Source organism: Actinopolymorpha rutila (genome assembly GCF_013407855.1).
In the GTDB taxonomy this organism is placed as follows: domain Bacteria; phylum Actinomycetota; class Actinomycetes; order Propionibacteriales; family Actinopolymorphaceae; genus Actinopolymorpha; species Actinopolymorpha rutila.
Genome location: NZ_JACBZH010000001.1, coordinates 1,067,734 through 1,093,994, shown reverse-complemented (window position 1 = coordinate 1,093,994; position 26,261 = coordinate 1,067,734). Strand labels below are relative to the sequence as shown.

The following is a 26,261-nucleotide window of genomic DNA, read 5'->3' as shown; positions in this document are numbered from 1 at the left end:
CGGCCCGGGTCCGCCCGCTGCTCCAGGCCGGCATGGCCGGTCCTCATGGTCGTTGCACCTTCCGCTGCGGGTCCACCCACTCCGGTGGGATGTATTCGGGGTGTCCGTGGTCGCCCATGCGCACTGTCCAGCCTTTGTGGTGGACGAAGGTGTGGTGGCTCTTGCACAACAGCACCCCGTTGGAGAGGTCTGTCGGGCCGAAGTCGTCCCAGGCCACCATGTGGTGGGCGACGCAGCGTCGTTCGGGGACCTGGCAGTCGGGGAAGTGGCAGTGGGACCCGTCGCGGATGGCGAGTGCTCGGCGTTGGGGTTCGGTGAAGAACCGGTCGGCCATCCCGACGTCGAGGATCTCCCCGTTGCCGCCGAGCACCACCGGGATGATGTTCGCGTCACACGCCATCCGGCGGATCGTGGCCACCGACAGCGGTTCGCCGCGCAGGCCGAGGATCCGGGCCGACCCGCCACCGCCGCACTTCTGACAGCCGTCGTGGAGGTCGGTGGCAGCCTCCGGCCCTGCCGCACTCTCCTCGGTTTCGGGTTCGGCGTCGGCATTGGTTGCCGGATCCGCTGCACCTGTTGGATCCGCTCCGGTCTCGGTGTTCGGTTGTCGGTGTTGGCCGGGTTCTCGGGGTTCGGGTATCCGGTCCGCGACCCCGCCCGGATCGCCCGGTGGTTTCTCCTTGTCTGGTTGACCTTCCCGCGTAGCCGCTGTGCACTCGACACCGGCCGTACTTAGGTCACCGGTCGGGGCTGGCGCGGTGGTCTCGCCGGGGTCCGTCCTTGCTTCCGGGTCGATGACACCGCCACCAGTCCCGGCTTCGCACTCGGTGTCCCCGGAGCTGTCGGTGCCAGTGCTGCGGGTCGGCTTCTTGGGCTTGGAGTCCTCGGCCTTGGCGCCCGTGGCGCCTGTGGTGCCGTTCGCGCTCGTGTTCTGCTGTCGGGCTTTGCGTTTGGCGTTCTGGCGTTTGGCGTCGGGGGTATGGCAGTGGCAGGGCATGGGGCGGACGGGGTTGAGGTCGTCGATGGTGCCGAACCCGAGGCCGGTCAGTAGCTGGTCGACTCCAACGGTGACCGTGACGCAGTCGCGTCCGCGTCCGCGGTTGGGCGATGCCTGCTGCTGCGCCCACTGGGCCAGCAGTTCGGCGAACGCGTCCCCGCGCTTTTGGTCCAGCGGGCGGTCGTCGGGGTCAGGGCGGGTGTCGGAGGCGATCAGCGCCTCGATCAGCTTCCGCAAGGCTTCCATCTCCACCGCCGGCAGCTTGATCACCACGGTCTCCGACCCCGGCATACCGTTGGCCAGGTAACGCAGGGACCGATCGCGTTCGGCTGCACGCTCGGCGTCGCCGAGCTCCTTCCCGAGCCGGCGTTCCCACTCCTGCGGGGCGAGGTACTGCAGCAACGCCCGGCCCAACAGGCGCACATCGTCGGGGTTACGCCGCCTCGACCAGGTGATCAGGTACTCCTCGGCCTTCACCCGCTGTTCGGGACCGATCCAGGTGGGCAGGTCCTTGACCGCGAACGCGATCACCTGCGCGTGCTTCAACGACAGCTCACCCCGCGCCAACGCGCGGGCCGTCAGGGTGACCGTGCGGTCCAGATCCCTCACCAGCGTCACCGTCGCGGAGGCCTCGGTCTTCGACATCCGCTGCACGGTGCGCAACCACCCCGCCGTCGTCGCAGCACCCGTCGTCTTCCCCACATCACACGCCTCGGCCTGACGAACCCAGCCGAGCTTCACCGCGTCGAAGCGGGCCGCCTCGGCCCCCAGCTCCCCGAACAGCGACCCCCAATCGCCGGCCTCCACCGAGGTGGTGGGTGTTGACAGCATCTCCGTCAACCCGGCACGCACCATCGCCAACGCAGCCCTCAACCGGGCGACGGCACCACTGCCACCGCTGCCGGGAAGGTCCTGCGTCGTCGAATGCATGTTCGAAGCCTAATGGCAGCCGTCGACACGAAGATCGTTGTCCACAAGGAGACTCGAGGCACAACCGATCCGCCACCTGTGGACGAAAACGTGGTTGAGCCGACCAGCGGGAGGTGCCGTTCGCACGACGGGCCGGCGTCAGCTCGTACGTATGACCTGGTCGGCCAGCCGACGCGCCAGCCGTGCCGGGTCGGTGTGGGGTTTCGTCACCCCCGCCGCGAGTGTCCCGTCGATGAGCAACATCAGTTGGTCGGCGGCGGATGCCGGCCCGCGATGTCCGGGACGGGCAGATCACCGAAGCACGCGGCTACAGCAAGACCGGCGGCGAGATTCCGCTGGCCGCCGAGTAACCAGCCGAACGAGCATCCCGGACGAGCAGCCGAACCACCAGCCGGCCACCGTGGCCGTGTTCGTCGAGGACGTCGCCGGCCTGCTGTCACGGGTGAAGCAGGCCGGCGGGAAGGTGCACGGCAAGCCCAAGGACATGCCGTGGGGCGATCGGGTCGCTCACGTCACCGACCCGGACGGCAACTCTCTCAATCTCACCCAGCGGCTCTGAGTCCGACGTGCGCGGCGCAGAGCCGCTGCCTACCTGAGGGTCCAGCCGGGGTGGAGTTTCTGGACGCCGTCGCGAACCTCCGCCCAGGCCTCCGCGGTCGGCCGGGCGCGCGGCGGCCGGCTGGTCACCACACCGTCGTCGTCCACCGCGTAGCCCCAGCGGAACGCACACAGCGGCTCGATGATCGGCGTCATCAACGCGTCCGGGGTCGCCACCAGGAAGGAGTCCGCCCACCAGTCGACCGAGGACTCCACGATCGCCGGTGCGTCGAACAACGTGGGCCGCATTCCCCAGGACAGGAACGGGAAGTCCATGCCGGCGATCCCGCGAAACTGGGGCCCGGTGTCGACGATGAACATCTCTCCGTCGTTCGGTGAGGTGTAGCGAACCACCTGCAGCCAGCCCATCAGTGCCCGGTAACCCTGACCCTCGTAGCTCGTGGTCGCCTCCACGACCGGGAAGCCACTGAAGTCCAGGTCGCCGAAGTCGATGCCCAGCAGGTCGAAACCGACCGCGGCGGGTTGGTCGTTGAGCCGGTGGGTGACCGACGCCGTGCCCGCCTGGCCGTGCAGGACGAAGTCCAAGGTCAAGATCATCGCCAGATGCTACGGCCGGCCGGCCCCGGATGTCGATCGGTTCCCGGCGGCAGGACAGTTCCTGACGACTGGGCAGCTTCCGGCGACAGGTCAGTTCTTGATGCCGGTCAGCGTCACGCCCTCGATGAAGTAGCGCTGGAGTACGAAGAACAGCACGATGATCGGCGCGATCACGGCCGCCGACGCGGCCATCAGGTAGCCCCACTGCGCGGTGTAGACGCTCTGGAACGACGCCAGCCCGAGCGCCAACGTGTACTTGCTCTCGTCGCTGAGGTAGAGCAACGGTCCCAGGAAGTCGTTCCACACACCGATGAAGGTGAAGATCGTCACCACCACCAGCGCCGGCTTGGACAGCGGCATGATGATCATCGCGAACACCTTCCACGGTGACGCGCCGTCGATGTAGGCCGCCTCGTCCAGTTCGAACGGGATGGTGAGGAAGAACTGCCGCAACAGGAAGACGTTGAACACCCCGCCGCCGGCACCGGCGAACCACGCCGGCACCGTGAGCGGCAGGAAGGTGTCCAGCGCGCCCAGCGAACGCCACATCACGAAGGTCGGGATGAGGGTCACCGCGTACGGCAGCATCACGCTGCTGAGCAGCAACGCGAACACCACGTTGCGGCCCCGCCACCGCAGCCGGGCGAAGCTGAACGCCGCGACCGAACAGGTGAGCACCGTGCCCGTCACGGCGAACAACTCGATAAGCATCGTGTTGAGGAAGTACCTCAGGAACGGCTGCGCGGTCAGGGCCCCGCTGAAGTTGGCCCACTCGAACGGCTTCGGGATCCACTCCGGCGGCGCGATGAAGATCTGGTTGTCCCCCATCAACGCGCTGCGGACCAGCCACACGAACGGCAGCATCGTCGGGACCGCGCCGAGCACCAGGACGACGTAGAGCACCAGCCGGCCCGGCCGCAACCGCCTCGTCCGCGCGCCGCTCACGCCGGCCGTCCCGGCCATCCCGCTCATCGCGCACCTGCCATCTCGTAGTAGACCCATCGGCGGGCGTTCCGGAACAGGAAGAACGTGATCACCATGATCACCATGAAGAGCACCCAGGCGAGTGCGCTCGCGTACCCCATCTGGCTCTCGGTGAACGCGGTCCGCCACAGGTAGTAGATGTAGAACAGCGTCGCGTTGTTCGGCCCGCCCTGCGTCATGACGTACGCCTGGTTGAACACCTGGAACGTGCCGATCACACCGGTGACCAGGTTGTAGAAGATGGTCGGCGTCATCATCGGCAGCGTCACGTGCCGGAACCGCTGCCACACCCCGCCGCCGTCGATGGACACCGCCTCGTACAGATGCCGCGGCACACCCTGCAGCCCGGCGAGGAAGATGACCATCGCGTTGCCGAAACCCCAGGTGCTCATGATGACCAGCGACGGCACCGCGGAGCCCTCGCTGTAGATCCACTGCGACGTGGGCAGCCCGCCCTCGCGCAGCAGGGAGTTGAGCAGACCGAAGTCGGGGTTGAAGATCCAGATCCACAGCACCGCGCTGGCCACCGCGGGTACCAACGTGGGCAGGTAGTAGATCGTGCGCCACAGGGCGAGTCCGCGCACCTTCTGGTTGAGCAGCAGCGCGACAACGAACCCGATCACCAGCGCGAGTGGCACCGCTCCCAGGGTGTAGTACGTCGTGACGCTCAGGGACTTCCAGAACAGCTCGTCGCCGCCGAGCGTGCGGTAGTTGCCGAGGCCGACGAACGACGGGCTGCCGCCGATCGTCCAGTCGGTCAGGCTGAAGAAGAACGACGCGATCATCGGCCCGATGGTGAAGATCGCGAAGCCGAGGATCGCCGGCAGCGCCATCAGGACACCCCAGCGGCGCTCCAGCCGGCCCTGCCCCGAAAGGCGGGCCGGCCCACGTGAGCGCACCTGACCGGGCCGGGACGCCGGCACGGTGGGAGCTACGGTCATGCGAACGCCTTCCTGCCGCCGGTCACGGCGTCTGGCTCGGGTACCAGCCCTGCAACAGCTTGTCGATCTTGGGTACGAGCGCTGTCAACACTTCCTTGGCAGGCTGCTTCCCGGTCTCGATCCGCTGCAGTGCCGGCGTCAGCACCTCGCTGATGTTGTCCATGTTCTTCAGCCGCTGACTGAACGCCGTCTGCGCGTGGTTCAGCGTGTAGTCGACGACCGCGGTGCGGTACTCCGGCGGGTGCGAGTCGTTCTTGATCCAGGAGTCGATCGCCCGCGGGTCGGTGTAGTACTTCTTCTCCAGCGGCATCCACAGGCCGTTCTTGAACAGGTCGACGTACCTCGGGTCGTTGTGGAACATGAACAGCTCCACGGCCTGCTCGGGGTACTTCGAGCCCGAGAACACCACCGACGCACCGCCGAGCTGGGTGGTGGCCGGCTCGCCGTACCTCGGCAGCACACCGATGCCGTAGTCGACCTTGCTCTGCGCCATGTCCAGCAGCACCCACTGGCCGTCCACCGCCATCGCGATCCGCTTGGTCTGCAACTGCACGTTGGTGGCCGGTGCGTTGTTGCCGAGCTGTACTGGAGTCGGCGCGACATGGTGTTTGTACATCAGGTCCTGGAGGTTCTGGAACACCTCCACCGCCTCCGGCTGGTCCAGCAGGCACTTGCGGCCGGCCTCGTCCACGAACGCGGCACCGTTGCTGCGCAGGAAGGACTCCCAGGTGTAGCTCGACTGCACGCTCACCGAGGCACCGAACTGCCGGATCCGCTTGGGGTCGAAGCCGGACTCGTCGGGGCGCTTGCCGTTCTGGTCGCGGGTGAGCTTGTAGGCGGCCTGCACGAACTCGTCCCACGACCAGGCCTTGCCGGCCTCGGCGGGCGGAGGCTCGACCCCCGCGTCCTTCATGACCGCCCGGTTGTACCAGAGCAGCATGACCTCGTTGGCCGTCTGGGTGCCGAACGTCTTGTCCTTGCCGTACCAGAAGTAGGTGCCAGGAAGCCGGTCGGTGAGCGCGGGGTACTTCTTGAAGTACTTCGCGAGGTTGACCAGCTTGCCCTGCTCGGCCAGGCGGTAGCCCATCGAGCCGCCCATGTACGCCACGTCGGGCGCGCGCTTGCTGGCCACCAGCGTGTTGACCTTGGTGTCGTACTCGTTCGGTGTGTAGACGGGCTTGACCGAGACGCCCTTGTTCTTGTCCTCGAACTGCTTGAGCATGGCGTTGATCGCCTTCTGCTCGAACGACGAACCCCAGTACATGAACTGCAGCTGGGCGTCGCCGCCGCCACCTCCGCCGCTGTCACCTCCGCAGCCGGCGAGCGCCGGGAACGCAGCGGCGCCGGCCGCCAGGCCGCCTGCCCGCAGCAGGTCCCGCCGACTCCAGCGCGGGCGTCCGGGCACGATGGGTCGGGTGCTCATGAGTTCTCTCCTGACGTGACTTGCGGGGAGACGGGAAGCCAGACCCGCATCGCGCCGCCGTCGCGGTTGTCCCACTGGAAGTAGGGCACCGCGGTCGCGGTCACCGCACGACTGGTCACCGCCTGGTCGGTGGGCTGTGGTGTGTACGGAAAACCGTTCCTGGGCTGGGACACCGCGGCGGCGTCCATGGTGAGCAGGACCGTGCGGCCGACGCCCGCAAGGTCGGCTTGCGGTACGGCCCGGATGCCCGCGTTCGGTGCGAGCGTGAGGTCCTCCACGTCGACACCCTCGGCCTGGTCGGCCTGCTCGAAGCAGTACACGAGCGGGCCGCGCTCGACCGCGACACAACCGCGTACCGCGTCGATCCGCTGGTGCGGAAAGACCAGGCGGGGCGTGAGATCGAGCGTGATCGTCACCGTGTCACCCGGCGACCAGGCCCGGCGAACGACGACGTAGCCGCGCTCGTCCGGGGTCGCGTCGGCAGGCTCGGAGTTCACACTGACCCCGACCGACGGGCTCCACGCCGGCACCCGCAGCGCCAGCGACCACTCACCCTCGGGCGCGGTGTCGACGGCGAACGCGACCTCGCCCTCCCAGGGGTACTCCGTCCGAACCGACAGCGCCACCTCGCCCGCGGACAGGTCCGCCCGGATCGTGCCCGGGACGTACTGGTGGACGCTCAGTCCGTCGTCGTTCGTGGTGGCGACGTAGTGGCCGACCGTGGACACCAACCGCATGATGTTGGGCGGGCAGCACGCGCAGCTGAACCACTCGTGCCGGCGACCGGGGTCGTCGCCCTCGGTGTGGTCGTGCCTGCGCTGCAAGGGGTTGACGTAGAAGAACCTCGTGCCGTCGGTCGACGTAGACGCCGCGAACGCGTTGTACAGCGTGCGTTCGAGCAGGTCGGCGTACCGTCCCTCGCCTGTCGCCAACAGCAGCCGCCAGTTCCAGTGCACGCTCGCGATCGCCGCGCAGGTCTCGTTGTACGACCTGTCCGGCGGCAGCTCGTAGCGGTCCCCGAACGCCTCGTGGGAGTGCCGCGAGCCGACCCCGCCGGTGAGCTGGGTCTTGGTCGCCACCATGTCCTCCCACCGGCGTACGGAGGAGGCAAGCAGCGACTCGTCGCCGGTCTCGAGGTAGAGGTCGACGATGCCGGCCTCGAGGTAGAGCGCGCGGACGGCGTGGCCCACCTCGGTGTCGGCCTCGCGGACCGGAAGGTGGTCCTGGAAGTAGCGCTGCCCCATGCCGCTGCCGGCGATGTGGCCCTTGCCGCGCTCGTCCACGAGGTGCAGCGAGAGGTCGAGATAGGAACGCTCGCCGGTGAGCCGGTACAGCTCCACCAGCGCGGTCTCGATCTCCGGGTGGCCGTCGATGCCGGGATTGCCACCGCGCAGGAACACCTCGACGAGGTGGTCGGCGAAGCGGCGCGCCACGGCGAGGAGCTCGGGCTCGCCACCGACCCGGGCGGCGGCCACCGCGGCCTGGACGAGGTGGCCGGCGCAGTACATCTCGTGGCTGTGCTCGAGTTCGGCGTACTGACGCTCGGGCCTGACCACCTGGTAGTAGGAGTTGAGGTAACCGTCGGCGCGCTGCGCCTTGGCGAGCAGTTCGCCGGCCCGGCGAAGGAAGTCGTGCAGCTCACCGGCGTCCTCGCGGCCGGCCTCCCAGGCGACCGCCTCCAGCTGCTTGTAGAGATCGGAGTCCATGAACCTCGGGCCGCGGAAGTCGCCGGTCACCTCACCGGCCGCGAGCCGGAGGTTGTGCAGGTTGCCGGCCTCCTCCAGTTGCTTGATCCCCAGCGGGATGCTGGCCGCGCGGTTGGTCTCCTGCCACCGGCCGAGCGGGCCGCCGTCGATGTGGACGTCACGCAGCCGCAGCGGGCGGTGCGGTGCCCGGCTGTCCGGCGTCGGCTCGACCGGGCCGCCCGCCGGTGCGCCGGCTGGTCGGTTCGCCGTGGTGCTCATGGGCCTCCTTCTGGGTACGCCCGGCCGGCGCGGAACGAGGTGATGCGGACGAGGTGGTACGGAACGAGGTGGTACGGAACGAGGTGATGCGGAGCGTCCCGGACCCGGCTGGGAGAAACTTCAGGAATAGGTTTTCCTTGCAGCGCCCACAAGGTAGGGCTGATCATCGAGCAGGGTCAAGACCCGTTGCCGGGTTCAGTCTTGTTTCCCGCGTACGGTTTCCCAGGCAGCCCGTACACTGCGCACGTCCCGACACCGGCCGGACCGAAGGAAACCACGTTGCCGCAACCGCTCTCACCGGAGGTCCGCGCCGTCACCATCCGCGACGTGGCGAGCCTGGCCGGCGTCTCGGTCGGCACCGCGTCCAAGGCGCTGAACGGCCGCGGAAAGCTGCGGCAGGAGACCCGGGACCGGGTGGTCGAGGCGGCCCGGCAGCTGGGCTTCCGGCCCAACGCACTGGCCCGCGGTCTGCTCAGCGGGCGCACGTTCACCGTCGGCCTGGTCACCTCCGACAGCTTCGGCAGGTTCAGCATCCCGGTGATGCTGGGTGCGGAGGACGCACTCGGCGCGGGTCAGATCTCGGTGTTCATGTGCGACACCCGCGACGACCCGATCCGCGAACGCCACCACGTCCAGACGCTGCTCGCCCGGCGGGTGGACGGACTACTGGTCACCGGGCGGCGCACCGAGCCGCGTCCGTCCATCGGCGCCGACCTGCCGGTGCCGGTGGTGTACGCGATGACCCAGTCCACCGACCCGGCCGACCTGTCGGTAATCCCGGACGACGAGGGCGGCGGCGCGCTTGCCGTCGGCCACCTGCTCGCCACCGGCCGCACCCGGATCGCGCACATCGCCGGGCCGAGCCGGTTTCTCGCCGCCCGCCAGCGGGCCGCCGGCGTCCACCGCGCGCTGGCCGAGGTGGGCCTGCCGCTCGCCGGCGGCGAACCGCTGTACGGCGAGTGGACCGAGGAGTGGGGACGCCAGGGCGCCGACATCCTGTTGCGCGCCGAGCCCGAGGTGGACGCGATCTTCTGCGGCAACGACCAGATCGCCCGCGGCGTGGCGGAGACGCTGCGTGAGCGGGGCAGGCGGGTGCCCGGCGACATCGCGCTGATCGGGTTCGACAACTGGGAGGCGATGGCGCTCGGCTCCAGGCCGCCGCTGACGACGGTGGACATGAGCCTCGGCGAGGTCGGCCGGATCGCCGCCGAGCACCTGCTCGCCGCCATCGGCGGCCGGCCGGTGACCGGCGGCATGCAGACGATTCCCTGCCGGCTCGTCGTCCGCGAGTCGACCGGCCCCCGCCGCGAGGCCTGACGCGGCGGGGAGCGGGCCGATCCAGGTCAGGCTTCGAGATCCCGGCGGCGGAACAACGCGTGCAAGGTGAGGTTGACGTCAGCGAGCGCCTGCTCCCCGCCCTCCTCACGGTCGATGACGCACAGGGCGTGCTCGACGTTCGCGCCGAGCACGCGCAGGTCCCGCGTGGACAGCACGACCTGCCCGCCACTGGTCACCACGTCCTCGACCACGAGCACCCGGCGGCCCTCCACGTCCGCGCCCTCGGCCAGCCGGGCCGTGCCGTACTCCTTGGCCTTCTTACGAACGAACGCGCACGGCAGTCCGGTGTGCCGGCCGAGTGCCGCGACGACGGCGATGCCGCCCATCTCCAGCCCGGCCAGCACCTCGGTGCCGTCGGGCACGAGCGGCGCCAGCGCGGCACCGACCTCGTCCAGCAGGACCGGGTCGGCCTCGAACTGGTACTTGTCGAAGTACTCCGTGGTCTGCCGGCCGGAGCGAAGGACGAACCGCCCTGTCAACCGGCACCTGTCAGCGATCCGATGGGCAAGCTGCGCGTTGGTCACGGTGGTCAAGCATGACAGTTGTTCACGGGCGGTCGGCGACCCGCGGCCACCCGCCGGCCGTCCACTGGATCCGCCGCAGGCCGAGCCGGAAGTCGCCGTTCGCTGTCGCGTCGTAGTAGTGGAACGCGAGTACGTCGCCGAACACCGACTGTCCACCGGGGCCGATCATCGTGCCGCGTTCGGAAAGGATCACCGTGCCGCCGCCGTGGGCGAGCGGTGTGCCGAGTTCGTCGACGTACGGGCCGGACACCGACCGCGACCGGCCGACGGCGATCTTGTACGTGCTGTCGGTTCCCCGGCAGCAGAAGTCCAGGGAGACGAACAGGTAGTACCAACCGTTCCGGGCGACGACGTACGCCGCCTCGATCGCGTTCGGCGGCACGTGCCGGTCGGCCAGCCGCAGCGGCTCGCCCTGGCCCGGTGCGACCTTGCCGTCCGGCCAGCGCAGCCGGAGCATCCGGATCCCGCTCCAGAACGAGCCGAACGCCAGCCACGGCGTGCCTTCCGCGTCGGTGACGACGCCGGGATCGATCGCGTTGAAGTCGTCGCTCGGCACCGAGGTTGTCACCTCACCCCGGTCGACCCAGCGGTAGCCGGGGTCGTCGGAGTCGAGAGTGGTGTTGGTGGCCAGGCCGATCACCGAACGGTTGGAGCCGAACGTCGAGGCGGCGTAGTAGAGGTAGTAGCGACCGTCGTGGAAGGTCACCTCCGGCGCCCAGAGGTTGGTGACGCCGGGCACCGCTTCGCGTACCCAGGAAGGGATCCGGGAGAAGACTGTGCCGTTGTAGGACCAGTGGCCGAGATCGGCCGAGCGCCTGATCTGCACCGTGCCGTCACCGACCGCCGGATCGCCGGTGGAGAAGACGTACCACGACCCGCGTGGCCCGTGCTCGCGGATCAGCGCCGGGTCGTGGGCGTGCAGGTCACCGCTGAGCTGCGCCGGCGGACGCGCGGCCGGGGCCGGGGCCGGGGCCGGCCCCTGCCGCGCCGACGATGCCGCGGTCGCCATCGCCGGTGGATCGGCGCTGGTGGCCACGAGCGCGGCCACCAGCACAGCGACGGCCAGGAACACACTGCGAGCCATTCGAATGCCGGTGACGCGTGTCATGCGTTCCTCCAGGCAGAATCTCAGGGCCGCAACAGCACCTTGCGCAGATCGGCGGGGCGCTCCCGCAGCATCGACAGCGCCGCGCCCACGTCGGCCACGGCGTACCGGTGACTGATCAGCGGACGCAGGTCGAGCAACCCGGCGTTGAACATCCCCACCACGTGCTCCCAGGCCGCGGCGGACGCACCGAAGACGCCCTGCACCCGCAGGTGTTTGAGCACGATGTCGGTGAGGTCGCCCTCGGCCGGGCCACCCGGAATCCCTTCCAGGACGACGGTCGCGCCCCGGCGGGCGGCGTTCAGGGCGGCCTTGGCCGACGTCTGCCGGCTGCCCGCCTCGACCACCACGTCGGCGTCGCAGGTCCAGCCCGACTCGACCGCCTCGGCGTTGCTCACGCATCGGGTCGCGCCCCAGGCGGTGCCGAGCTCACGGCCGCTGGGGCTGTCGCCGATCAGCACCAGCTCGCTCGGGCTGTACGCCGCGAGCACCTGGCAGGCGACCAGGCTGAGCGTTCCGGTGCCGACGACCGCGACGCGCGCCCCGACTTCGGGTGCCGCCGCGAGCACTCCCTCCAGCACGCACGCGGACGGCTCCAGCAGTGCCGCCGCCTCCAGGTCGGCGCCGGCGTTCAGCCGGTGCACCAGCCGGGCCGGTACGACGACGTAGGAACTGAACGCGCCGGCGTGGGTGAAGCCGGTCTCGGCGTACCCCGCCTCGCACAGGTTGGTGGCACCCTCCCGGCAGCGTGGGCAGCGCCCGCAGTTGCGGAAGCCCTGCGCCACCACCGGGTCGTCGACGTCCAGCCAGTCGACGCCCTCGCCCAGGGCCGCCACGGTGCCGGACCACTCGTGCCCGGGCACCACGGGATAACTGACGTACGCCGCCGGGCGGGTGCCGGCGAACAGTTCGACGTCGCTGCCGCAGATGCCGGCCGCGCCGACCCGGACCAGGACCTCGCCCGGCCCGGGCGGCGCGAGCGGCCGTTCCTCGACACCGAAGTCGTCCGGGCCGCGTACGACCACCGACGGGTTGGTGTCCGGAATCGTTCCCATGCCTGTGCTGGCTGTCGTCGGGCTCATGGCTGTCAACGCGCGGTTGCCAGGCGAACGACGTTGTACGACATCGGCGCCAGCTCGAAGCGCAGCGTCCCGTCCTCCACCACCGGGGTGTCCTGGACCCGCGGCGCGACCCGGTCGGGCTGCTCGGCGGTGTTGGCCGCGTCCCGGTCGTCACCGGACAGGGCCACGTGCTCGACGGCGCGGGCGTCCTTCAGCGCGCGGACGTCGACCTCGACCAGCAGCGGCTCTGTCAGGGACCGGTTGACGGCGAACACCGCGGCGGAGCCGTTCTCCTCGTCCAGGGTGGCGGTGCAGTCCAGCTGGGGAACCGGGCCGAAGTCGGGGGTGTCCACCTGGGGTCCGGTCGGCTCCACCCGCAGGGTCGCTCCGGTGCCGTACTGGAAGGCGAGCCGCATCGGGTGGAACGTCGACTGGCGGTACGCCGGGCCGCCCGGGACCGTCGTCATCGGCGCGATCACGTTGACCAGCTGGGCGAAACAGGCCATCGTCACCCGGTCCGCGCGCCGGAGCAGGCTGTTGAGCAGCGAGCCCACCACGACCGCGTCCGCGAGGGAGTACTGGTCCTCGAAGAGCGCCGGGCCGGTCACCCACTCCCGCTCGTCGCCGGGCACGTGGTACCACACGTTCCACTCGTCGTAGGACAGGTTGACCGACTTCTTGCTGCGGGTCTTCGCCTTCACGTAGTCGCAGGTCGCGATCACGGACTCGATCATCGCGTCCATGTCGACGCCGGAGGCCAGGAAGCTGGCGAAGTCGCCGTCCTTCGGACGGTAGTAGGAGTGCAGTGAGACGTAGTCGACGACGTCGTAGGTGTGCTCGAGGACCTCGGCCTCCCACGATCCGAACGTCGGCATCGCGCGGTTGGAGCTACCGCAGGCGACCAGCTCGAGGTTGGGGTCGACCAGCCGCATCGCCTTCGCGGTCTGGTTGGCGAGGATGCCGTAGTCGCGGGCGGTCTTGTGGGCGATCTGCCACGGGCCGTCCATCTCGTTGCCGAGGCACCAGATCCTGATGTCGTGCGGGTCCTTCGCGCCGTACTTCGCCCGCAGGTCCGACCAGTAGGTGCCGGCGGGGTGGTTGCAGTACTCCACCAGCGCCGCCGCCTCCTGCACGCCACGCGTGCCGAGGTTGACCGCCATCATCGGCTCGACGCCGGCCTTGCGGCACCAGGTGGCGAACTCGTCGACGCCCACCTCGTTGGTCTCCAGCGTCTTCCAGGCCAGGTCCAGCCGGTGCGGACGCTCGGCCCGCGGGCCGATGCCGTCCTCCCACTGGTAGCCGGAGACGAAGTTGCCACCTGGATAGCGGACTGTGGTGACGCCGAGCTCGCGGGTCAGGTCGAGCACGTCGGCGCGGAAACCGTCCTCGTCGGCGCCGGGGTGGTCCGGCTCGTAGATGCCGCCGTAGACGCATCGGCCCAGATGCTCGACGAACGAGCCACGCACGCGCGGGTCGACGGCTCCGATCCGGAACGCGGGGTCAAGAGTGAGGCTGGCCTTCTTCACGGGCGTCGGCTTCCTTCCGCTGAGGTCCCGGGGCTACCTGGCTCGCGACGGACGGGTTCGGCGGCGAGCAGCGAAACTGCTGGGAAACCGGATAGACCGCCCCGTTGACGTCGTCGAAGCGTGATCGTAGCCTTTGCTTCGATATCACGCACATTGTTCGATATTTCGAACACCGAACACCGAACACCGAACACCGAACACCGCAACGCTTTCGCACAACGCTTACGCACAATGCTTCGCACACCGAAACCGCACCGACCACATCCGGACGGAGGTGCCCCAGGCAATGGCGCCACTACCGAGTCGACGGGACGTCCTGCGAGCCACCGGCCTGCTGGCCGCCGCGGGCGCCGTGGGCGGCAGCCTGTCCGGCTGCGCCGAGCAACTGCAGTCGGGCTTCACCGGGACGGCGCCGAGCGCCGACGTACTGACCTACTGGAATCTCCTCGGCGGCGGCGACGGCGTCCGCATGCAGGACATGGAAGGGGTCTACCGCAAGCAGCAGCCCGCCGTGGACCTGCGCGCGGTGACGCTCACCTGGGGCAACCCGTACTACACGAAGCTGTCCCTGGCCACCCTCGGCGCCCAGCCGCCGGATGTGGCCATCTCGCACCTGACCCGGGTGCCGACGCTGGTCGCCGCGGGACTGCTCCAGCCGTTCGAGCCGGCGGATCTCGCCCGTCACGGCATGTCGAAGGACAAGTTCGTCCAGCGGGCCGTCGACCGGGCCACCATCGACGGCAAGCTCTACGCCGTCCCGCTCGACACCCACCCGTTCGTGATGTTCTACAACACCAAGATCTGCGAGAAGGCCGGCCTGCTCGCAGCCGACGGGTCACTGAAGCCGATCGACAGCGAGGATGCGCTGGTCGAGGCGCTGCACAAGGCGAAGGAAGTCACCAAGGGCTGGGGCGGCGCGCTGGCGTCGGTGGCCGACACGGCCACCCCGTGGCGGTTCTTCTTCAGCCTGTACGGACAGCTCGGCGGCAAACTGCTGATGGGCACCTCGCCCGACGAGATTCTCGAACCCGACAAGGCGATTCGCGCCGCCAAACTGATGCGCCGGCTCACCGTCGAGGAGAAGGTGATGCCCACCGACATCGACTACGGCGGCGCGGTGGCGCTGTTCGCCAACAGCCGGTCGGGCTTCTTCTTCCAGGGCGAGTGGGAGGTCTCCACCTTCAAGGACGCGAAGATGCCGTTCAGCATGGCGAAGTTCCCGAACGTCATGGGCGGCACCTACGCCGTGCAGGCCGACTCGCACACGTTCGTCATGCCCGGTCAGGAGCCGTACGAGCGGCACCGCCTCGACCTCGTGCTCGGCTTCGTCCGGTCGATGCTGGACCAGAGCATCACCTGGGCCGAGGGCGGCCACATCCCCGCCTGGCTACCGGTGCAGGACAGCCCGAAGTACCACCAGATCAAACCGCAGTCGAACTACGCGTCGGCGGCCGAGAGTGCGGTCTACGACCCGCCGGCGTGGTACTCCGGCTCCGGCTCCAACTTCGAGATGGTCGCCGGCTCCGCACTCGGCGGGGTGCTGAGCGGCCGCACCCAGCCAGAAGCCGCGATCCACCAGATCCAGGTGGGCATTTCCAAGATGGCCCGCACGCCGGCACCCGTCTAGCAGTCCAGTTCCTTCGAGCATCTCGGGAGGTCTTGTGGGCACCTCGACAGTCGCGCCCGAGACCAGAGCGACAGCCTCCGGTGCCGACCAGCGTCGCCGAGGGCGTCCGGTCCTTGCCGGCCTGGCGTTCCTCGCACCGTTCCTCGTCCTCTACGCACTCTTCCTGGTCGGGCCGAGCGCGTACGGCCTGGTGATGAGCTTCTTCAACACCAGCCTGGTGAAGGGCGGGCTCGGCAGTTTCGCCGGCCTGTCCAACTACGCCGCGGCCTTCGGCGACCCGCAGTTCTGGGCGTCGCTGTGGCACACGGTGTGGTTCACCATCCTGACCACACCGCCGCTGGTGATCCTGGCACTGGTGTTCGCGTTGCTGGCCGACCGGGCGGTGAAGGGACGATGGTTCTTCCGGCTGGCGTTCTTCGCACCGTACGTCCTGCCGTCGGCGGTCGTGGCGCTGATCTGGAACTGGGTCTACACCCCCGACCTCGGCCTGCTCGCCGACCTGGTGACCCGGCTGGGCTTCAAGTCCCCCGTCTGGCTCGGCGACCCGCACTGGGCGATGATCTCGGTGGCCATCGCCACCGTGTGGTGGACGCTGGGCTTCAACTTCGTCCTCTACCTCGCCGGGCTGCAGGACATCCCGCGTGAGCTGTACGAGGCAGCCTCCATCGACGGCGCGTCGCCGTGGCAGCAGATCACCCGGATCACCGTTCCGCTGCTCGGCCGCACCACCACGCTGGTGGCGGTGCTGCAGGTGATCGCCTCGCTGAAGATCTTCGACCAGATCTACCTGATGACCAGCGGTGGACCGGACTTCGCGACCCGGCCCACGATCCAGTACATCTACGACGTCGGCTTCACCGACTACCGCGTGGGCTACGGATCGGCGGTCTCCATGCTGCTGTTCGTGGTGATCCTGGTGGTTTCGCTGGTGTGGTTCGCGCTCGTACGCCGGCAGGAGAGGGACGCCTGAGATGACCACCACCCTCGCCGAACGAAACCAGCACCGCGGCGCCCGGCCGGGCGACGAACTACGCACCGGCAGCGGCCGGGAGCGCGTCTTCAACCGGGTCTGCATCGGCGTGCTCGTCGCGTTCTCGCTGCTGTGGCTGGTGCCGCTGCTGTGGGCGCTGGACACCTCACTGAAGCCGGAGGGCGAGACGACCAAGGTGCCGGTCAGCTGGCTGATCGACAACCCCACGGTCGCCGCCTACAGCAAGGTGCTCGGGGCCGGAAACATCCTGCAGTGGTACGCCAACAGCTTCATCATCTCGATCCTGGTCGCCGCCTTGTCGGTGGTGACCGCGAGCATGGCGGCGTTCGCGTTGTCTCGCATCCGCTTCCGCGGCAGCAACGTCGTCTTCTGGATCATCCTGGCCGGCATCATGATTCCCGGGCAGGCGCTGATCGTGCCGCTGTTCCGGGAGTTCGCCGCGGTCGGCATGATCGACACCTACTGGGCGGTGATCCTGCCGCAGATCGCCGCGCCGGTCGCCGTGTTCGTGTTCAAGCAGTTCTTCGACGGCATCCCGCGAGAGCTCGAGGAGGCCGCGCTGGTCGACGGCGCGAGCAGGTTCCACATCTTCTCGCGGATCTTCCTGCCGCTGTCCCGGCCGGCGATCTCGGCGGTGTCGATCTTCACGTTCGTGTGGTCCTGGAACAACTTCCTGTGGCCGCTGCTGGTGCTGACCAGCACGCCGTTGATGACCCTGCCGGTCGGGCTGGCGACGGTCTCCAGCGCGTACGGCATCCAGTACGCCTCGATCATGGCCTCGGCCATCCTGGGCGCACTTCCGCTGCTGGTGGTCTTCCTGCTCTTCCAGCGCCGTATCGTCGAGGGCATCGCCGGCACCGGCCTGAAGGGCTGACCGCCGGGGTGACGTCAGGGCGACAAGGCGGCCTTGCCCTCGGCCGGCGCGGCGTCGAGGTCGTGGTCACGGACCGGAAGAAGCTCGGCCCGGCTGATCGCCGGGTTGAGGAGCATCCACGCGGCGGTCACCGCCAGGCACACCAGGCAGCCGGCCCCGACGGCGGTGAGGTTGGTGAACCCCACCAGCAGACCGAAAGCGGCCGTCCCCAGCGGCGTCATCGCGCTGGACAGCACGGTCACCACGCTCTGGACGCGGCCGAGGACGTCGGGCCGGGTGGCGGTGAGCAGCAGCCCGCTGAGAATGGCGTTCGACGGGCCCAGGCACAGCGACCACCAGGCCACCGACGCGCACACCAGCCACAGGTCGGTGGCGAACACCAGGCCGGCGAACCCGGGCAGCGCCGCGACCAGCCACAGCGCCAGCGCGAGACCGGACCGGGACGGCGGCCGCAGCAGCGTCCCCATCAGGCCGCCGGCGATCAGGCCGCCGCCGAGGAAACCGGCCGCCAATCCGTATCCCGCGGCACCCCACTGGAGGTCCTCAGCCTTCAGCGCCAGGCCGACCGTCTCCATCGGCACCGACACGGCGTTCAGGACCAGAGTCACCACGGCCAGCCCGCGCAGCAGCGGGTGGCCGGCGACGTAGCGCAGTCCGTCGCCGAGCGCCCGGCGCATCCGGGGCCGCTCGGCCGCGCGCTGGATGGGGTACTTCGGGCGCACCAGCACCAGGATCGCGAAGCAGAGCAGGAACGTGCCGGCGTTGACGTACGCCGCGAGGGCGAACCCGCCGAGGGCGACCAGCACGCCGCCCAGGCCCCGGCCGCCGGCCTCGGCGACGCTGCGCACGAGCTGGCGGATCGCCGCGCCTCTCGGGAGCTGGTGGTGCGGCAGCAGGACCGCGAGGTAGCTGTTGGCGGCGGGCAGGTAGAACGCGTCGATGGTTCCGAACACCACACCGAGCGCGATCAGCAGCGCGGCTGTCGGCCGGGAGTCGCCGGTGGTGAGGAACGCGCCGGCCAGGGCCACTCCCCCGGCGGCGAGGTCGGCGGCGAGCATGATGCGGCGGGCGCCGCGCAGGTCGGCCAGCACCCCGCCGAGCAGCATGAGCAGCACCCGGGGAACCCCGGCGGCGGCCAGGACGATGCCGGTGAGGCGCGGATCGCCGAGCTGGGCCGCCGACCAGCCGACCGCGATCCACCAGACGTTGTCGCCGACGAAGCTGAGACCGCGGGCGAGGAGGTAGCCGATGAAGCGTGGCTGGCCGACCGGAGCCCGCGGCGTTCGCACCGTCTGTCCCTCGTCCTCTCGTCCCAACCCGACGACCCAGCAACCTGGCGTTCGTGTGCGCGCCAGTTTCGCGTGCGTGCCAATGTTGCACGCCGGTGGCCGGGACGCGACGTGTTGGCGCCGACGACTGGCGGTCCGACCGACATCCGAGACGACGCGCCACGCTCCGCGTTGCCGTACGTACGTACCGCCCATGCTGGGCGCTGGTCCGGCGACCGTCAACGGCAAAGGAGAGACCGGAATACGTCTGATGTCTAGGCTTTGTGCGCGGGACGGATCTCTAGACTGTCGCCAGCGTTGTCGAACGCGGTGAACCGACCGAAGGAGCAATGTGATGACAGGGGAGACGAACGGCCTACGCAGCCGGGCCTGGTTCGGTGCGACCGGCCGCACGGGCATGGCCCACCGGTCCTGGATGCGCAACCAGGGCTTCGGCCAGGAGGTCTTCGACGGCCGACCGGTCATCGGCATCGCCACCACCTGGTCCGAGCTCGCTCCCTGCAACGCCCACCTGCACCGGGTGGCCGAGGCGGTCAAGCGGGGCGTGTGGCAGGCGGGCGGCTTCCCGCTGGAGTTCCCGGCACTTGCCCTCGGTGAGTCACTGCTGCGGCCGACGGCGATGTTCTACCGCAACCTCCTGGCGATGGAGGCCGAGGAGATGATGCGGGCCAACCCGCTCGACGGCACCGTCCTGCTGTCCGGCTGCGACAAGACCACCCCCGGCCTGCTGATGGCGTCCGCCTCGGTCGACCTGCCCTCGATCATGGTCACCGGCGGCCCGATGCTGAACGGCAAGTACCGCGGCCAGGACGTGGGGTCCGGCACCCACGTGTGGAAGTTCGAGGAAGACCTCAAGACCGGCAAGATGACCCAGGAGGAGTGCTACTTCGCCGAGGGCTGCATGGCCCGCTCCAACGGGCACTGCATGACGATGGGCACCGCGTCAACCATGGCTTGCGTCGCCGAGGCGCTCGGCATGCAGCTGCCCGGCTCGGCCACCTGGCCGGCCGTGGACGCGCGGCGCTACGAGGTCGCACAGGAGGCCGGACGGCGCATCGTCGGCATGGTCGAGGAGGACCTGCGTCCCAGCCAGATCCTGACCCGCGAGGCGTTCGAGAACGCCATCCGCGCCAACGCCGCGATCGGCGGCTCGACCAACGCGATCGTGCACCTGCTCGCCCTGGCCCGCCGGCTCGGCGTCCAGCTCGACCTGGCCGACTTCGACGGGCTCGCCCGGCCGGTGCCGACCCTGGTCAACCTGATGCCGTCGGGGAAGTACCTCATGGAGGACTTCTGCTACGCCGGCGGGCTGCCGGTGGTGCTGCGCCAGCTGGCCGAAGCCGGACTCCTGCACTCCGAGCAGATCACCGTCACCGGCAAGGGCCTCGCGGACAACAACGCCCAGGCCGAGTGCTTCAACCGCGAGGTCATCACCACCATCGAGGAGCCGTTCCAGGCCGCCGGCACCGGCACGGCCGTCCTGTCCGGCAACCTCGCGCCCAACGGCGCGGTGATCAAGCAGTCCGCGGTGTCGCCGCACCTGCTCAAGCACGAGGGACGCGCCCTGGTCTTCGACTCCCCCGAGGACTACCACGCCGTGTCGGAGGACCCCGACATGGACGTGACCGAGAGCGACGTGCTGGTGATCCGGTACGCCGGACCCAAGGGCTACCCCGGCATGCCCGAGGTGTCCAACGTGCCGCTGCCCACCAAGCTGCTCAAGGCCGGCGTCACCGACATGGTGCGGGTCTGCGACGGCCGGATGAGTGGTACGGCGTACGGCACGGTCGTCCTGCACGTCTCGCCGGAGGCCGCGGTCGGCGGGCCGCTCGCCCTCGTCCGGACCGGTGACCGGATCAGCCTGGACGTGCCCGCGCGCAGCATCACCGTCGACGTCTCCGACGAGGAGCTCGAACGCCGCCGGGCCGCGTGGCGGGCGCCGGAGCAGAAGTACAAGAGCGGGTACGCCTGGCTCTACACGACCCACGTCACCCAGGCGCACGAGGGCGTGGACTTCGACTTCCTGGCCGGCTCCCGCGGCCACGAGGTCCCGCGCGAGTCCCACTGAGGTTCGGGTAGGGGCGGATCCCGCGCGGATCCGCCCCTACGCCGGGTCCGGAACTCAGCTGCCGTCGAGGTAGTACTGCTGCGGGTCGGCCGGCATCAGGTTGGCGTGCAGCCAGCCGGTGACGCACTCCTTGGGCGTGTTGCGCAGCTGGTCGGCGGCGATGCCGTACTCCCGCTTCCGCAACGCGATGCCCATGCAGTAGAACTCCTCGGCCGCCACCTCGATGATCTGCCGCATCAGGTCGTCCTGGCGGCGGCGGTCGGTCGTGGTCAGCAGCCGGCGGTACATCTCGACCTGACGGCGGGTCCTGGGCGGCGGCTCCTCCGCCCGCTTGTCCTTGGGGTTGACGTACCAGAAGTACCACGGCATCGCGTAGCGGGTGTTGAAGTTGTACGGCACGTAGTAGAAGGGGTCCATCGTGGACCCGAGCCCGCCGCCACCGATCCAGACGCAGGCGTCGTGGGCGTTGGCGTCCATCCGCTCGAAGAACAGCGACTGGTCCTCGCTCTTGACCCTGATGTCCACGCCGACCGTGCGCCAGTGTCCGCGGATCAGTTCGAGGGCGTCGATGAGGTCGGGAAACCCGGTCGTCACCTCGACCTGGAAGAGCAACTTCTTCCCGTCCGGCCGCAGCCGGAAGCCGTCGGCGTCCTTGTTCGGAAGGACCTTGTCCAGGTGGCGGCCGGCCAGCGCGGGATCGTGCTCGGTGTACTGCTTGGCGAGTTTCTCGTTGTAGTACGGCGATTCCGGGCGTGGGGCGGCCTGCCACGGCTCGCCCTGCCGCTGGAAGACGGCGTTGATGATCTCCTGGCGGTTGATCGCGTGCGACAGGCCGACCCGGAAGTCCTTGTCGGCAAAGATCCTCCGCAGCGCCGGGTCGCGGTGCGTGAGGTTCGGCATGACGATCATCTGGTTCATCTGCTGCGGGATCGTCTCGAAGAAGTGGTACTTCGCCTTGTCCCGGCTGCGGGCGAACACCGGCTTGTTGCGCAGCACGTTGATGCCGGTGTCGATCAGGTGGAAGTCGCCGTTGGTCGCCTTGAGGACCGCGGTCTCGTCGTCCTGTACCAGTTCGAACGCGACGCTGTCGATGTAGGGCAGCTGCCTGCCGTCGGCGTCGGTCTTCCAGTAGTAGGGGTTCCGCTCGGCCACCGGCCGCTTGGAGTCGGCGACCGCCTCGGTGAGCTGCCAGGCGTCGATCACCGGACGCTCGGGGTTCTCCGGCCGGTTGGCCTTGGACCAGAACAGGTCGACCCAGGTGTCCTTGCCGGCGTCCTTCGCGAGTTTGCCGACGTCGTGCGCGTGGTCGGGATGGAACGCCTTCAGGTAGTGCGCAGGGAAGTCGGTGATGGTCGTACCCCGCTGGGTGGCGAGGTTGACCATGAACAGACCGTTGGCCCGCGGGAAGCGGAACACCACGGTGTGGTCGTCCTTCTTCTCCACCCGGAACGGCTGGTCGCCGGTCGTCAGCCAGTCGATGGGCACGGGGGTGAGCTCGCGGTTGGAGGCGACGCTCTCGTACCAGAAATGATGTCGTCCGCACCGAACGGCTTTCCGTCCGACCACTTCATGCCCGGGCGCAGCGAGAACGTGAACTCCGTGCCGTCGTCGTTCACGTCGACGTTCCGGGCGACGTTGGGGATGATCTGGTCCGCGGTGAGGTCGGTCCGGATGCCGGGCTTCCAGCGCACGAGGTTCTCGTAGCCGATCGTGGTGTTCACGTCGACCGTCTGGTGAAGTCCGAGCAGCTTCAGCCGTCCGCCGTAACGACCGGCCTGCTCCGTCGGCGTGAGGACCATCGGTGCGGACGGAAGGCGTTCGCGAAGAGGAGTGATGCTGCCCTTCTTCGCCCGCGTGGCGAGGTCCGGTGCCTCCTTCTCCGCCGCGCCCGCGGGACGCGACCGGCCGCCGGCGTCCGCCGCCTTCCCGGACGGCTTGGTCGACAGGGCGTCACATCCGGAGACGGACGCGGCGGCCAGTCCGAGTCCGAGGCCCGCGAGCCGAAGCGTCTCGCGCCTGGTGCGTGCGTACGAAGAGGTCTGGTCGGTGTCCGGCGTCTCCCGCATCGGTCCGGTTTACCGTGGCGTGTACACCGTTGTAAAGATCATCAGGACTGGCCTTCGGCTACTGGCCGCCGGACCCGTGCCTGCGCACAACGGTCCTGACCATATTCGGCGTCTGTCGCCGCATCGATTCACCTGTCCCCGAGGCCGGGGGTAGCGTGACCGCGCAACAGGTCGAGGCAACATCTCGACTCAGCATGTCGAGGAAACGTCAACACTGTCACGGGCACAGGCGGGAGCCGTCATGTCATCAGCGGTAGCCCGTTCAGTACCACGCGCGTCCCTGAGCCGGCGCAAGGCACTCACGTTGCTGGGCGGAGCAGCCGTGGGCGCGATCGGTCCTTCGACCCTCGCTTCCTGTACCCCGCCGCCCAGCGCCACATCGGCCGGCGACCTCACTCTGTGGACCTTCGCCGACACCCATGCCGGGTGGTTCAAGCAGATGGCCACGGAGTTCGAGCAGAAGACGGGTGTCCGAGTCGCGGTGAGCCTCATCCCCGGCAGCTCGATCTTCCAACAGTTGTTGATCAATCTGAAGGCCGGCGGGCTGCGCACCCCGGACCTGTGCGACATCGAGCAGGGATCGTTCGGACGGTTCCTGATCGGCCGGTCGGTCCCCTTCGTCGACCTCGGGCCAAGGCTTCGCGCGTCAGGCTACGACAAGCAGCTCGTCGCCGGTCGGCAGGCGCTCTACAGCTGGAAGGGCGGGGTGTACGGGGTCGAGCATGCATTGACGCCGGTCACGCTCTTCTATCTGCGTGATGCATGGGCGAAGGCAGGTGTCGACCCGGCGACGCTTTCCACCTGGGACGAATTCGCCGCCGCGGTGAAGGAGAGTTTTCCACCGAACGTTCGGGCGTTTCCCATCCCGCCGCACGACGTGGTCCTTCGCCAGCGTGGTGGCGACTACTTCGACGCCCAGGGAGACGTCCGGCTGGACAGCGACCTGTCGGTCGACACCATGAACTGGCTGCTCGACCTCGAACGCAAAGGTGTAGCCGCCCAACCTCCGGGCTGGGTGACCGAGGGGCCCAACCCCGGTCTGTGGGCAGAGTTCCGAGCGCACACACTCACCTCCCTGGTGGTACCCGACTGGTACGCCGGCACGGTCGCCAGCCAGGCGTCGGACCTGTCCGGGAAGTGGGGAGCCTGTCCGCTCCCGGCATTCGAACCAGGCGGTCGGCGGGCGAGTTGCTCCGGTGGCACCGGACTCAGCGTCCTGAAGACCAGCAAGCGGCAGGAGACCGCGTGGCGGTTCCTGGAGTACTCCATGCTGCGGGTACCCTCCGTCGTCAAGCAGTACAAGGCGATCAACCTCTACCCGCCGTTCATTCCGGCGTGGTCCGACCCACACATGCACGACCCGATCCCGTTCTTTCACGGGCAGGACATCGGCGCCTTGTACGCGGACGTCGGCCGGGAAGTACCACCGCAGTATCAGAGCCCCTACCGCCCACAACTCACTTCCCAGGAGTTGAGCCCGCGCATCCTCGACGTCTACCTGCGCAGGCGGTCACCGCGAGAGGTCTTCGACGAGGTGGGCCGCGCTGTGCGGGCTCGCCAGCAGCGAGGGGGCAGCGTTGGCTGACACCCGGGTACCCAGAAGCGGACGAGCGAGGACGCCGGACCGATCGGGATCAGCGCGGCCGACTTCACCACCTGTGCGCAGTCGGGTCACGCCGCGCTGGACGCCGTACTTCTTCATCGCGCCCTTCTTCGCACTCTTCGTGGTCTTCTTCGGCGTGCCGACGTTGCGGTCGCTGCAGCTGAGCTTCTACACCGAACGCGGCGTGGACACCTCGGCCGCCTTTTCCGGCCTCGACAACTACCGCACGCTTCTCGACGATCCGACGTTCCTCAAGGCACTGGTGAACACCAGCTACTACGCGCTGGGCAGCATCCTGGTGATCGTCCCGTTGGCACTCAGCCTCGCCCTGCTACTGCGGACCAGGGGTCTTCTGCTGCGGGAGTTCTTCAGACTGTCCTTCTTCCTTCCGAACGCGATCTCCGGCATCGTGGTGGCGATCGTCTTCCAGTTGGTCTTCGACCAGCAATACGGCCTGCTCAACAACTGGCTTCTGGCGCCGCTCGGACTACCGAAGCTCGCCTGGCTCACCGACCCGCACCTCATCATGCCGAGCATCATCCTGCTCGGCGTGTGGCAGTTCACGGGGTTGAACGCGCTGTATTTCATGGTGGGTCTGCAGAACCAGGATCCGGGCGTACACGAGGCAGCGGTCGTGGACGGGGCGAACACCTGGCAACGATTCCGGTACATCACCCTGCCTCTCCTGCGGCCGACAATGGTCTTCGTGGTGACGTTCGCGATCATCGGTTCGTACCAGCTCTTCGCCCAGCCGGTCGCACTCGTCGGAGCAGGTGGTGGCCCGGACCGAGCCGGTCTCACCCTCACGATGTATCTCTACGAAACCGCGTTCACCAATCTGGACCTCGGCTACGGCGCGGCCATCGGGTACGCGATCACGGTCATCATCGTCGTTCTCAGCGTGCTGCAGATGGTGGCACAGGGCTTCTTCCGGAAGGACCCGACATGAACGTACGGCGCGTCGTCGTACACGTGGCCCTGGCCGCCGCGGTCGTGGTGACACTGCTGCCGTATCTCTACCTCGTCACCGGAACGTTCAAGTCACCGGGAGAGATCTTCCAACTTCCGCTGCAGCTTCTTCCGGACTCACCCACGTTCGCGCACTACCGGGACCTCTTCAACAGCGAACTGATTCCGTTCGCTCGACAGATGCTCAACAGCGCGGTCATCGCCACCCTCACGACCGCACTGGTGGTGTCGGTGTCAGCATCGGTGGGATGGGGCTTCGCGAAGTACGACTTCCCCCTCCGAAGCCTGTTGTTCGTCGTCTTGCTGGCCACACTCACTCTTCCGCTGCAGGTAGCGCTCGTCCCGCTGTTCTCCATGATGGTCTCGCTGAACTGGTTGGACACCTTCCAGGGCGTGGTTCTCCCCAGCGGTGCGAGCGCATTCGGCGCGTTCTTCGTCCGCCAGGCGATGCTGGCCGTGCCCGATGAGATGGTGCAGGCTGCCCGGATCGACGGTGCGTCGGAGTTCCGGATCTTTCTCACCATGGGCGTGCCACTTGCCCGCGGCGCGCTGTCAGTACTTGCCGTGCTGACGTTCCTCGGCTCATGGAACGACTTCCTGTGGCCGTCCATCGTGCTGCGCAGTCCGGAACGCCAGACCTATCCCGTCGGGCTCGCCAATCTGGTCGGCTTCTACAACACGGAGTACGGCATGATCCTCGCCGGTTCGTTCCTTGTCACCGTGCCGATCATCGTGTTGTTCGTGGCCGGACGAAGGCACATCCTCGACAACCTGATGATCGGCTCGGTCAAGAGCTGACCGATGAACTCCGTCCCGTCGTCCACGA

At 68.6% G+C, this 26,261-nt stretch carries 22 protein-coding genes; 9 read left to right on the top strand and 13 right to left on the bottom strand.

The features are described 5' to 3' along the window. Positions 1-43: 43 nt before the first annotated feature. Positions 44-1,927, bottom strand: a complete 1,884-nt coding sequence (locus F4554_RS04810; RefSeq protein ID WP_179786252.1) for a DUF222 domain-containing protein — start codon at positions 1,925-1,927, stop codon at positions 44-46. Positions 1,928-2,291: 364 nt separating this feature from the next. Here F4554_RS04810 and F4554_RS31900 point away from each other — a divergent pair, with 364 nt between their 5' ends. Further along, positions 2,292-2,486, top strand: coding sequence for a VOC family protein (locus F4554_RS31900; protein ID WP_337796289.1), 195 nt, complete (start codon positions 2,292-2,294; stop codon positions 2,484-2,486). 29 nt (positions 2,487-2,515) lie between these two features. Here the strand turns inward: F4554_RS31900 and F4554_RS04800 are convergent, their stop codons facing one another. The 5 genes from F4554_RS04800 to F4554_RS04780 form a co-directional block, all read right to left on the bottom strand. Further along, complete coding sequence (locus F4554_RS04800; RefSeq protein ID WP_179786250.1) at positions 2,516-3,082, bottom strand: hypothetical protein; 567 nt, start codon at positions 3,080-3,082, stop codon at positions 2,516-2,518. 90 nt (positions 3,083-3,172) lie between these two features. Beyond that, on the bottom strand, positions 3,173-4,054 hold the full coding sequence (locus F4554_RS04795) for a carbohydrate ABC transporter permease (RefSeq protein ID WP_238341221.1): 882 nt from the start codon (positions 4,052-4,054) through the stop codon (positions 3,173-3,175). Then, positions 4,051-5,007, bottom strand: a complete 957-nt coding sequence (locus tag F4554_RS04790; protein ID WP_179786249.1) for a carbohydrate ABC transporter permease — start codon at positions 5,005-5,007, stop codon at positions 4,051-4,053. The genes F4554_RS04795 and F4554_RS04790 overlap by 4 nt, the downstream gene beginning before the upstream one ends. Positions 5,008-5,029: 22 nt before the next feature. Further along, positions 5,030-6,430: an ABC transporter substrate-binding protein gene (locus tag F4554_RS04785; protein WP_179786248.1), complete on the bottom strand. Its 1,401-nt coding sequence runs from the start codon at positions 6,428-6,430 to the stop codon at positions 5,030-5,032. Beyond that, positions 6,427-8,394 carry a glycoside hydrolase family 127 protein gene (locus F4554_RS04780; protein WP_179786247.1) on the bottom strand — a complete coding sequence of 656 codons (1,968 nt, stop codon included), beginning with the start codon at positions 8,392-8,394 and terminating at the stop codon, positions 6,427-6,429. The genes F4554_RS04785 and F4554_RS04780 overlap by 4 nt, the downstream gene beginning before the upstream one ends. 279 nt (positions 8,395-8,673) lie before the next feature. On the opposite strand from F4554_RS04780, the gene F4554_RS04775 reads away from it, so the two are divergent. After that, on the top strand, positions 8,674-9,711 hold the full coding sequence (locus F4554_RS04775) for a LacI family DNA-binding transcriptional regulator (protein ID WP_179786246.1): 1,038 nt from the start codon (positions 8,674-8,676) through the stop codon (positions 9,709-9,711). Positions 9,712-9,737: 26 nt separating this feature from the next. Here F4554_RS04775 and pyrE read toward each other — a convergent pair whose 3' ends face one another. Genes pyrE through arfA form a run of 4 tightly spaced genes read right to left on the bottom strand, consistent with a single transcriptional unit; the run spans position 9,738 to position 13,948 of the window. Beyond that, entirely contained in the window at positions 9,738-10,256 is a 519-nt protein-coding gene (gene pyrE, locus F4554_RS04770; RefSeq protein WP_179786245.1) for an orotate phosphoribosyltransferase, read from the bottom strand. Between the two features lie 22 nt (positions 10,257-10,278). Beyond that, positions 10,279-11,364, bottom strand: coding sequence for an arabinan endo-1,5-alpha-L-arabinosidase (locus F4554_RS04765; RefSeq protein ID WP_202889152.1), 1,086 nt, complete (start codon positions 11,362-11,364; stop codon positions 10,279-10,281). A 20-nt stretch (positions 11,365-11,384) separates the two neighbouring features. Then, a complete protein-coding gene (locus F4554_RS04760) occupies positions 11,385-12,416 on the bottom strand; it encodes a zinc-dependent alcohol dehydrogenase (protein WP_179786244.1) in 1,032 nt (343 codons plus the stop codon). A gap of 32 nt (positions 12,417-12,448) precedes the next feature. Continuing rightward, a complete protein-coding gene (gene arfA, locus F4554_RS04755; RefSeq protein WP_179786243.1) occupies positions 12,449-13,948 on the bottom strand; it encodes an arabinosylfuranosidase ArfA in 1,500 nt (499 codons plus the stop codon). Between the two features lie 286 nt (positions 13,949-14,234). Between arfA and F4554_RS04750 the strand changes: the two genes are divergently transcribed. The 3 genes from F4554_RS04750 to F4554_RS04740 are packed head-to-tail and all read left to right on the top strand — an operon-like array spanning position 14,235 to position 17,440. Next, on the top strand, positions 14,235-15,575 hold the full coding sequence (locus F4554_RS04750; RefSeq protein ID WP_179786242.1) for an extracellular solute-binding protein: 1,341 nt from the start codon (positions 14,235-14,237) through the stop codon (positions 15,573-15,575). A gap of 34 nt (positions 15,576-15,609) precedes the next feature. Beyond that, a complete protein-coding gene (locus F4554_RS04745; protein ID WP_337795872.1) occupies positions 15,610-16,545 on the top strand; it encodes a carbohydrate ABC transporter permease in 936 nt (311 codons plus the stop codon). Between the two features lies 1 nt (position 16,546). Then, positions 16,547-17,440, top strand: a complete 894-nt coding sequence (locus tag F4554_RS04740; RefSeq protein WP_179786241.1) for a carbohydrate ABC transporter permease — start codon at positions 16,547-16,549, stop codon at positions 17,438-17,440. Between the two features lie 14 nt (positions 17,441-17,454). Here F4554_RS04740 and F4554_RS04735 read toward each other — a convergent pair whose 3' ends face one another. Continuing rightward, complete coding sequence (locus F4554_RS04735) at positions 17,455-18,729, bottom strand: MFS transporter (RefSeq protein WP_179786240.1); 1,275 nt, start codon at positions 18,727-18,729, stop codon at positions 17,455-17,457. 334 nt (positions 18,730-19,063) lie between these two features. Here F4554_RS04735 and F4554_RS04730 point away from each other — a divergent pair, with 334 nt between their 5' ends. After that, entirely contained in the window at positions 19,064-20,797 is a 1,734-nt protein-coding gene (locus F4554_RS04730; protein WP_179786239.1) for an IlvD/Edd family dehydratase, read from the top strand. Between the two features lie 54 nt (positions 20,798-20,851). Here F4554_RS04730 and F4554_RS04725 read toward each other — a convergent pair whose 3' ends face one another. Both F4554_RS04725 and F4554_RS32915 read right to left on the bottom strand, forming a co-directional pair. Continuing rightward, positions 20,852-22,282: an ABC transporter substrate-binding protein gene (locus F4554_RS04725; RefSeq protein WP_179786238.1), complete on the bottom strand. Its 1,431-nt coding sequence runs from the start codon at positions 22,280-22,282 to the stop codon at positions 20,852-20,854. Further along, positions 22,264-22,863 (bottom strand): ABC transporter substrate-binding protein, encoded by a 600-nt coding sequence (locus F4554_RS32915; RefSeq protein ID WP_179786237.1) that lies wholly within the window; start codon positions 22,861-22,863, stop codon positions 22,264-22,266. The genes F4554_RS04725 and F4554_RS32915 overlap by 19 nt, the downstream gene beginning before the upstream one ends. A gap of 322 nt (positions 22,864-23,185) precedes the next feature. On the opposite strand from F4554_RS32915, the gene F4554_RS04715 reads away from it, so the two are divergent. The 3 genes from F4554_RS04715 (at position 23,186) to F4554_RS04705 (ending at position 26,233) form a co-directional block, all read left to right on the top strand. Further along, entirely contained in the window at positions 23,186-24,448 is a 1,263-nt protein-coding gene (locus tag F4554_RS04715; RefSeq protein WP_179786236.1) for an extracellular solute-binding protein, read from the top strand. 73 nt (positions 24,449-24,521) lie between these two features. Continuing rightward, positions 24,522-25,415 (top strand): ABC transporter permease subunit, encoded by an 894-nt coding sequence (locus tag F4554_RS04710; RefSeq protein WP_179786235.1) that lies wholly within the window; start codon positions 24,522-24,524, stop codon positions 25,413-25,415. After that, positions 25,412-26,233 (top strand): carbohydrate ABC transporter permease, encoded by an 822-nt coding sequence (locus F4554_RS04705; protein WP_179786234.1) that lies wholly within the window; start codon positions 25,412-25,414, stop codon positions 26,231-26,233. Before F4554_RS04710 ends, F4554_RS04705 begins: the two co-directional genes overlap by 4 nt. Positions 26,234-26,261: the final 28 nt, after the last annotated feature.

Bases quoted from the DNA above. Each gene is read 5' to 3' on its own strand.
- F4554_RS04810 (WP_179786252.1), bottom strand. From the start codon at position 1,927: ATGCATTCGACGACGCAGGACCTTCCCGGCAGCGGTGGCAGTGGTGCC.
- F4554_RS04800 (WP_179786250.1), bottom strand. From the start codon at position 3,082: ATGATCTTGACCTTGGACTTCGTCCTGCACGGCCAGGCGGGCACGGCG.
- F4554_RS04795 (WP_238341221.1), bottom strand. From the start codon at position 4,054: ATGAGCGGGATGGCCGGGACGGCCGGCGTGAGCGGCGCGCGGACGAGG.
- F4554_RS04790 (WP_179786249.1), bottom strand. From the start codon at position 5,007: ATGACCGTAGCTCCCACCGTGCCGGCGTCCCGGCCCGGTCAGGTGCGC.
- F4554_RS04785 (WP_179786248.1), bottom strand. From the start codon at position 6,430: ATGAGCACCCGACCCATCGTGCCCGGACGCCCGCGCTGGAGTCGGCGG.
- F4554_RS04780 (WP_179786247.1), bottom strand. From the start codon at position 8,394: ATGAGCACCACGGCGAACCGACCAGCCGGCGCACCGGCGGGCGGCCCG.
- F4554_RS04765 (WP_202889152.1), bottom strand. From the start codon at position 11,364: ATGACACGCGTCACCGGCATTCGAATGGCTCGCAGTGTGTTCCTGGCC.
- F4554_RS04760 (WP_179786244.1), bottom strand. From the start codon at position 12,416: ATGGGAACGATTCCGGACACCAACCCGTCGGTGGTCGTACGCGGCCCG.
- F4554_RS04750 (WP_179786242.1), top strand. From the start codon at position 14,235: ATGGCGCCACTACCGAGTCGACGGGACGTCCTGCGAGCCACCGGCCTG.
- F4554_RS04740 (WP_179786241.1), top strand. From the start codon at position 16,547: ATGACCACCACCCTCGCCGAACGAAACCAGCACCGCGGCGCCCGGCCG.
- F4554_RS04730 (WP_179786239.1), top strand. From the start codon at position 19,064: ATGACAGGGGAGACGAACGGCCTACGCAGCCGGGCCTGGTTCGGTGCG.
- F4554_RS32915 (WP_179786237.1), bottom strand. From the start codon at position 22,863: ATGCGGGAGACGCCGGACACCGACCAGACCTCTTCGTACGCACGCACC.
- F4554_RS04705 (WP_179786234.1), top strand. From the start codon at position 25,412: ATGAACGTACGGCGCGTCGTCGTACACGTGGCCCTGGCCGCCGCGGTC.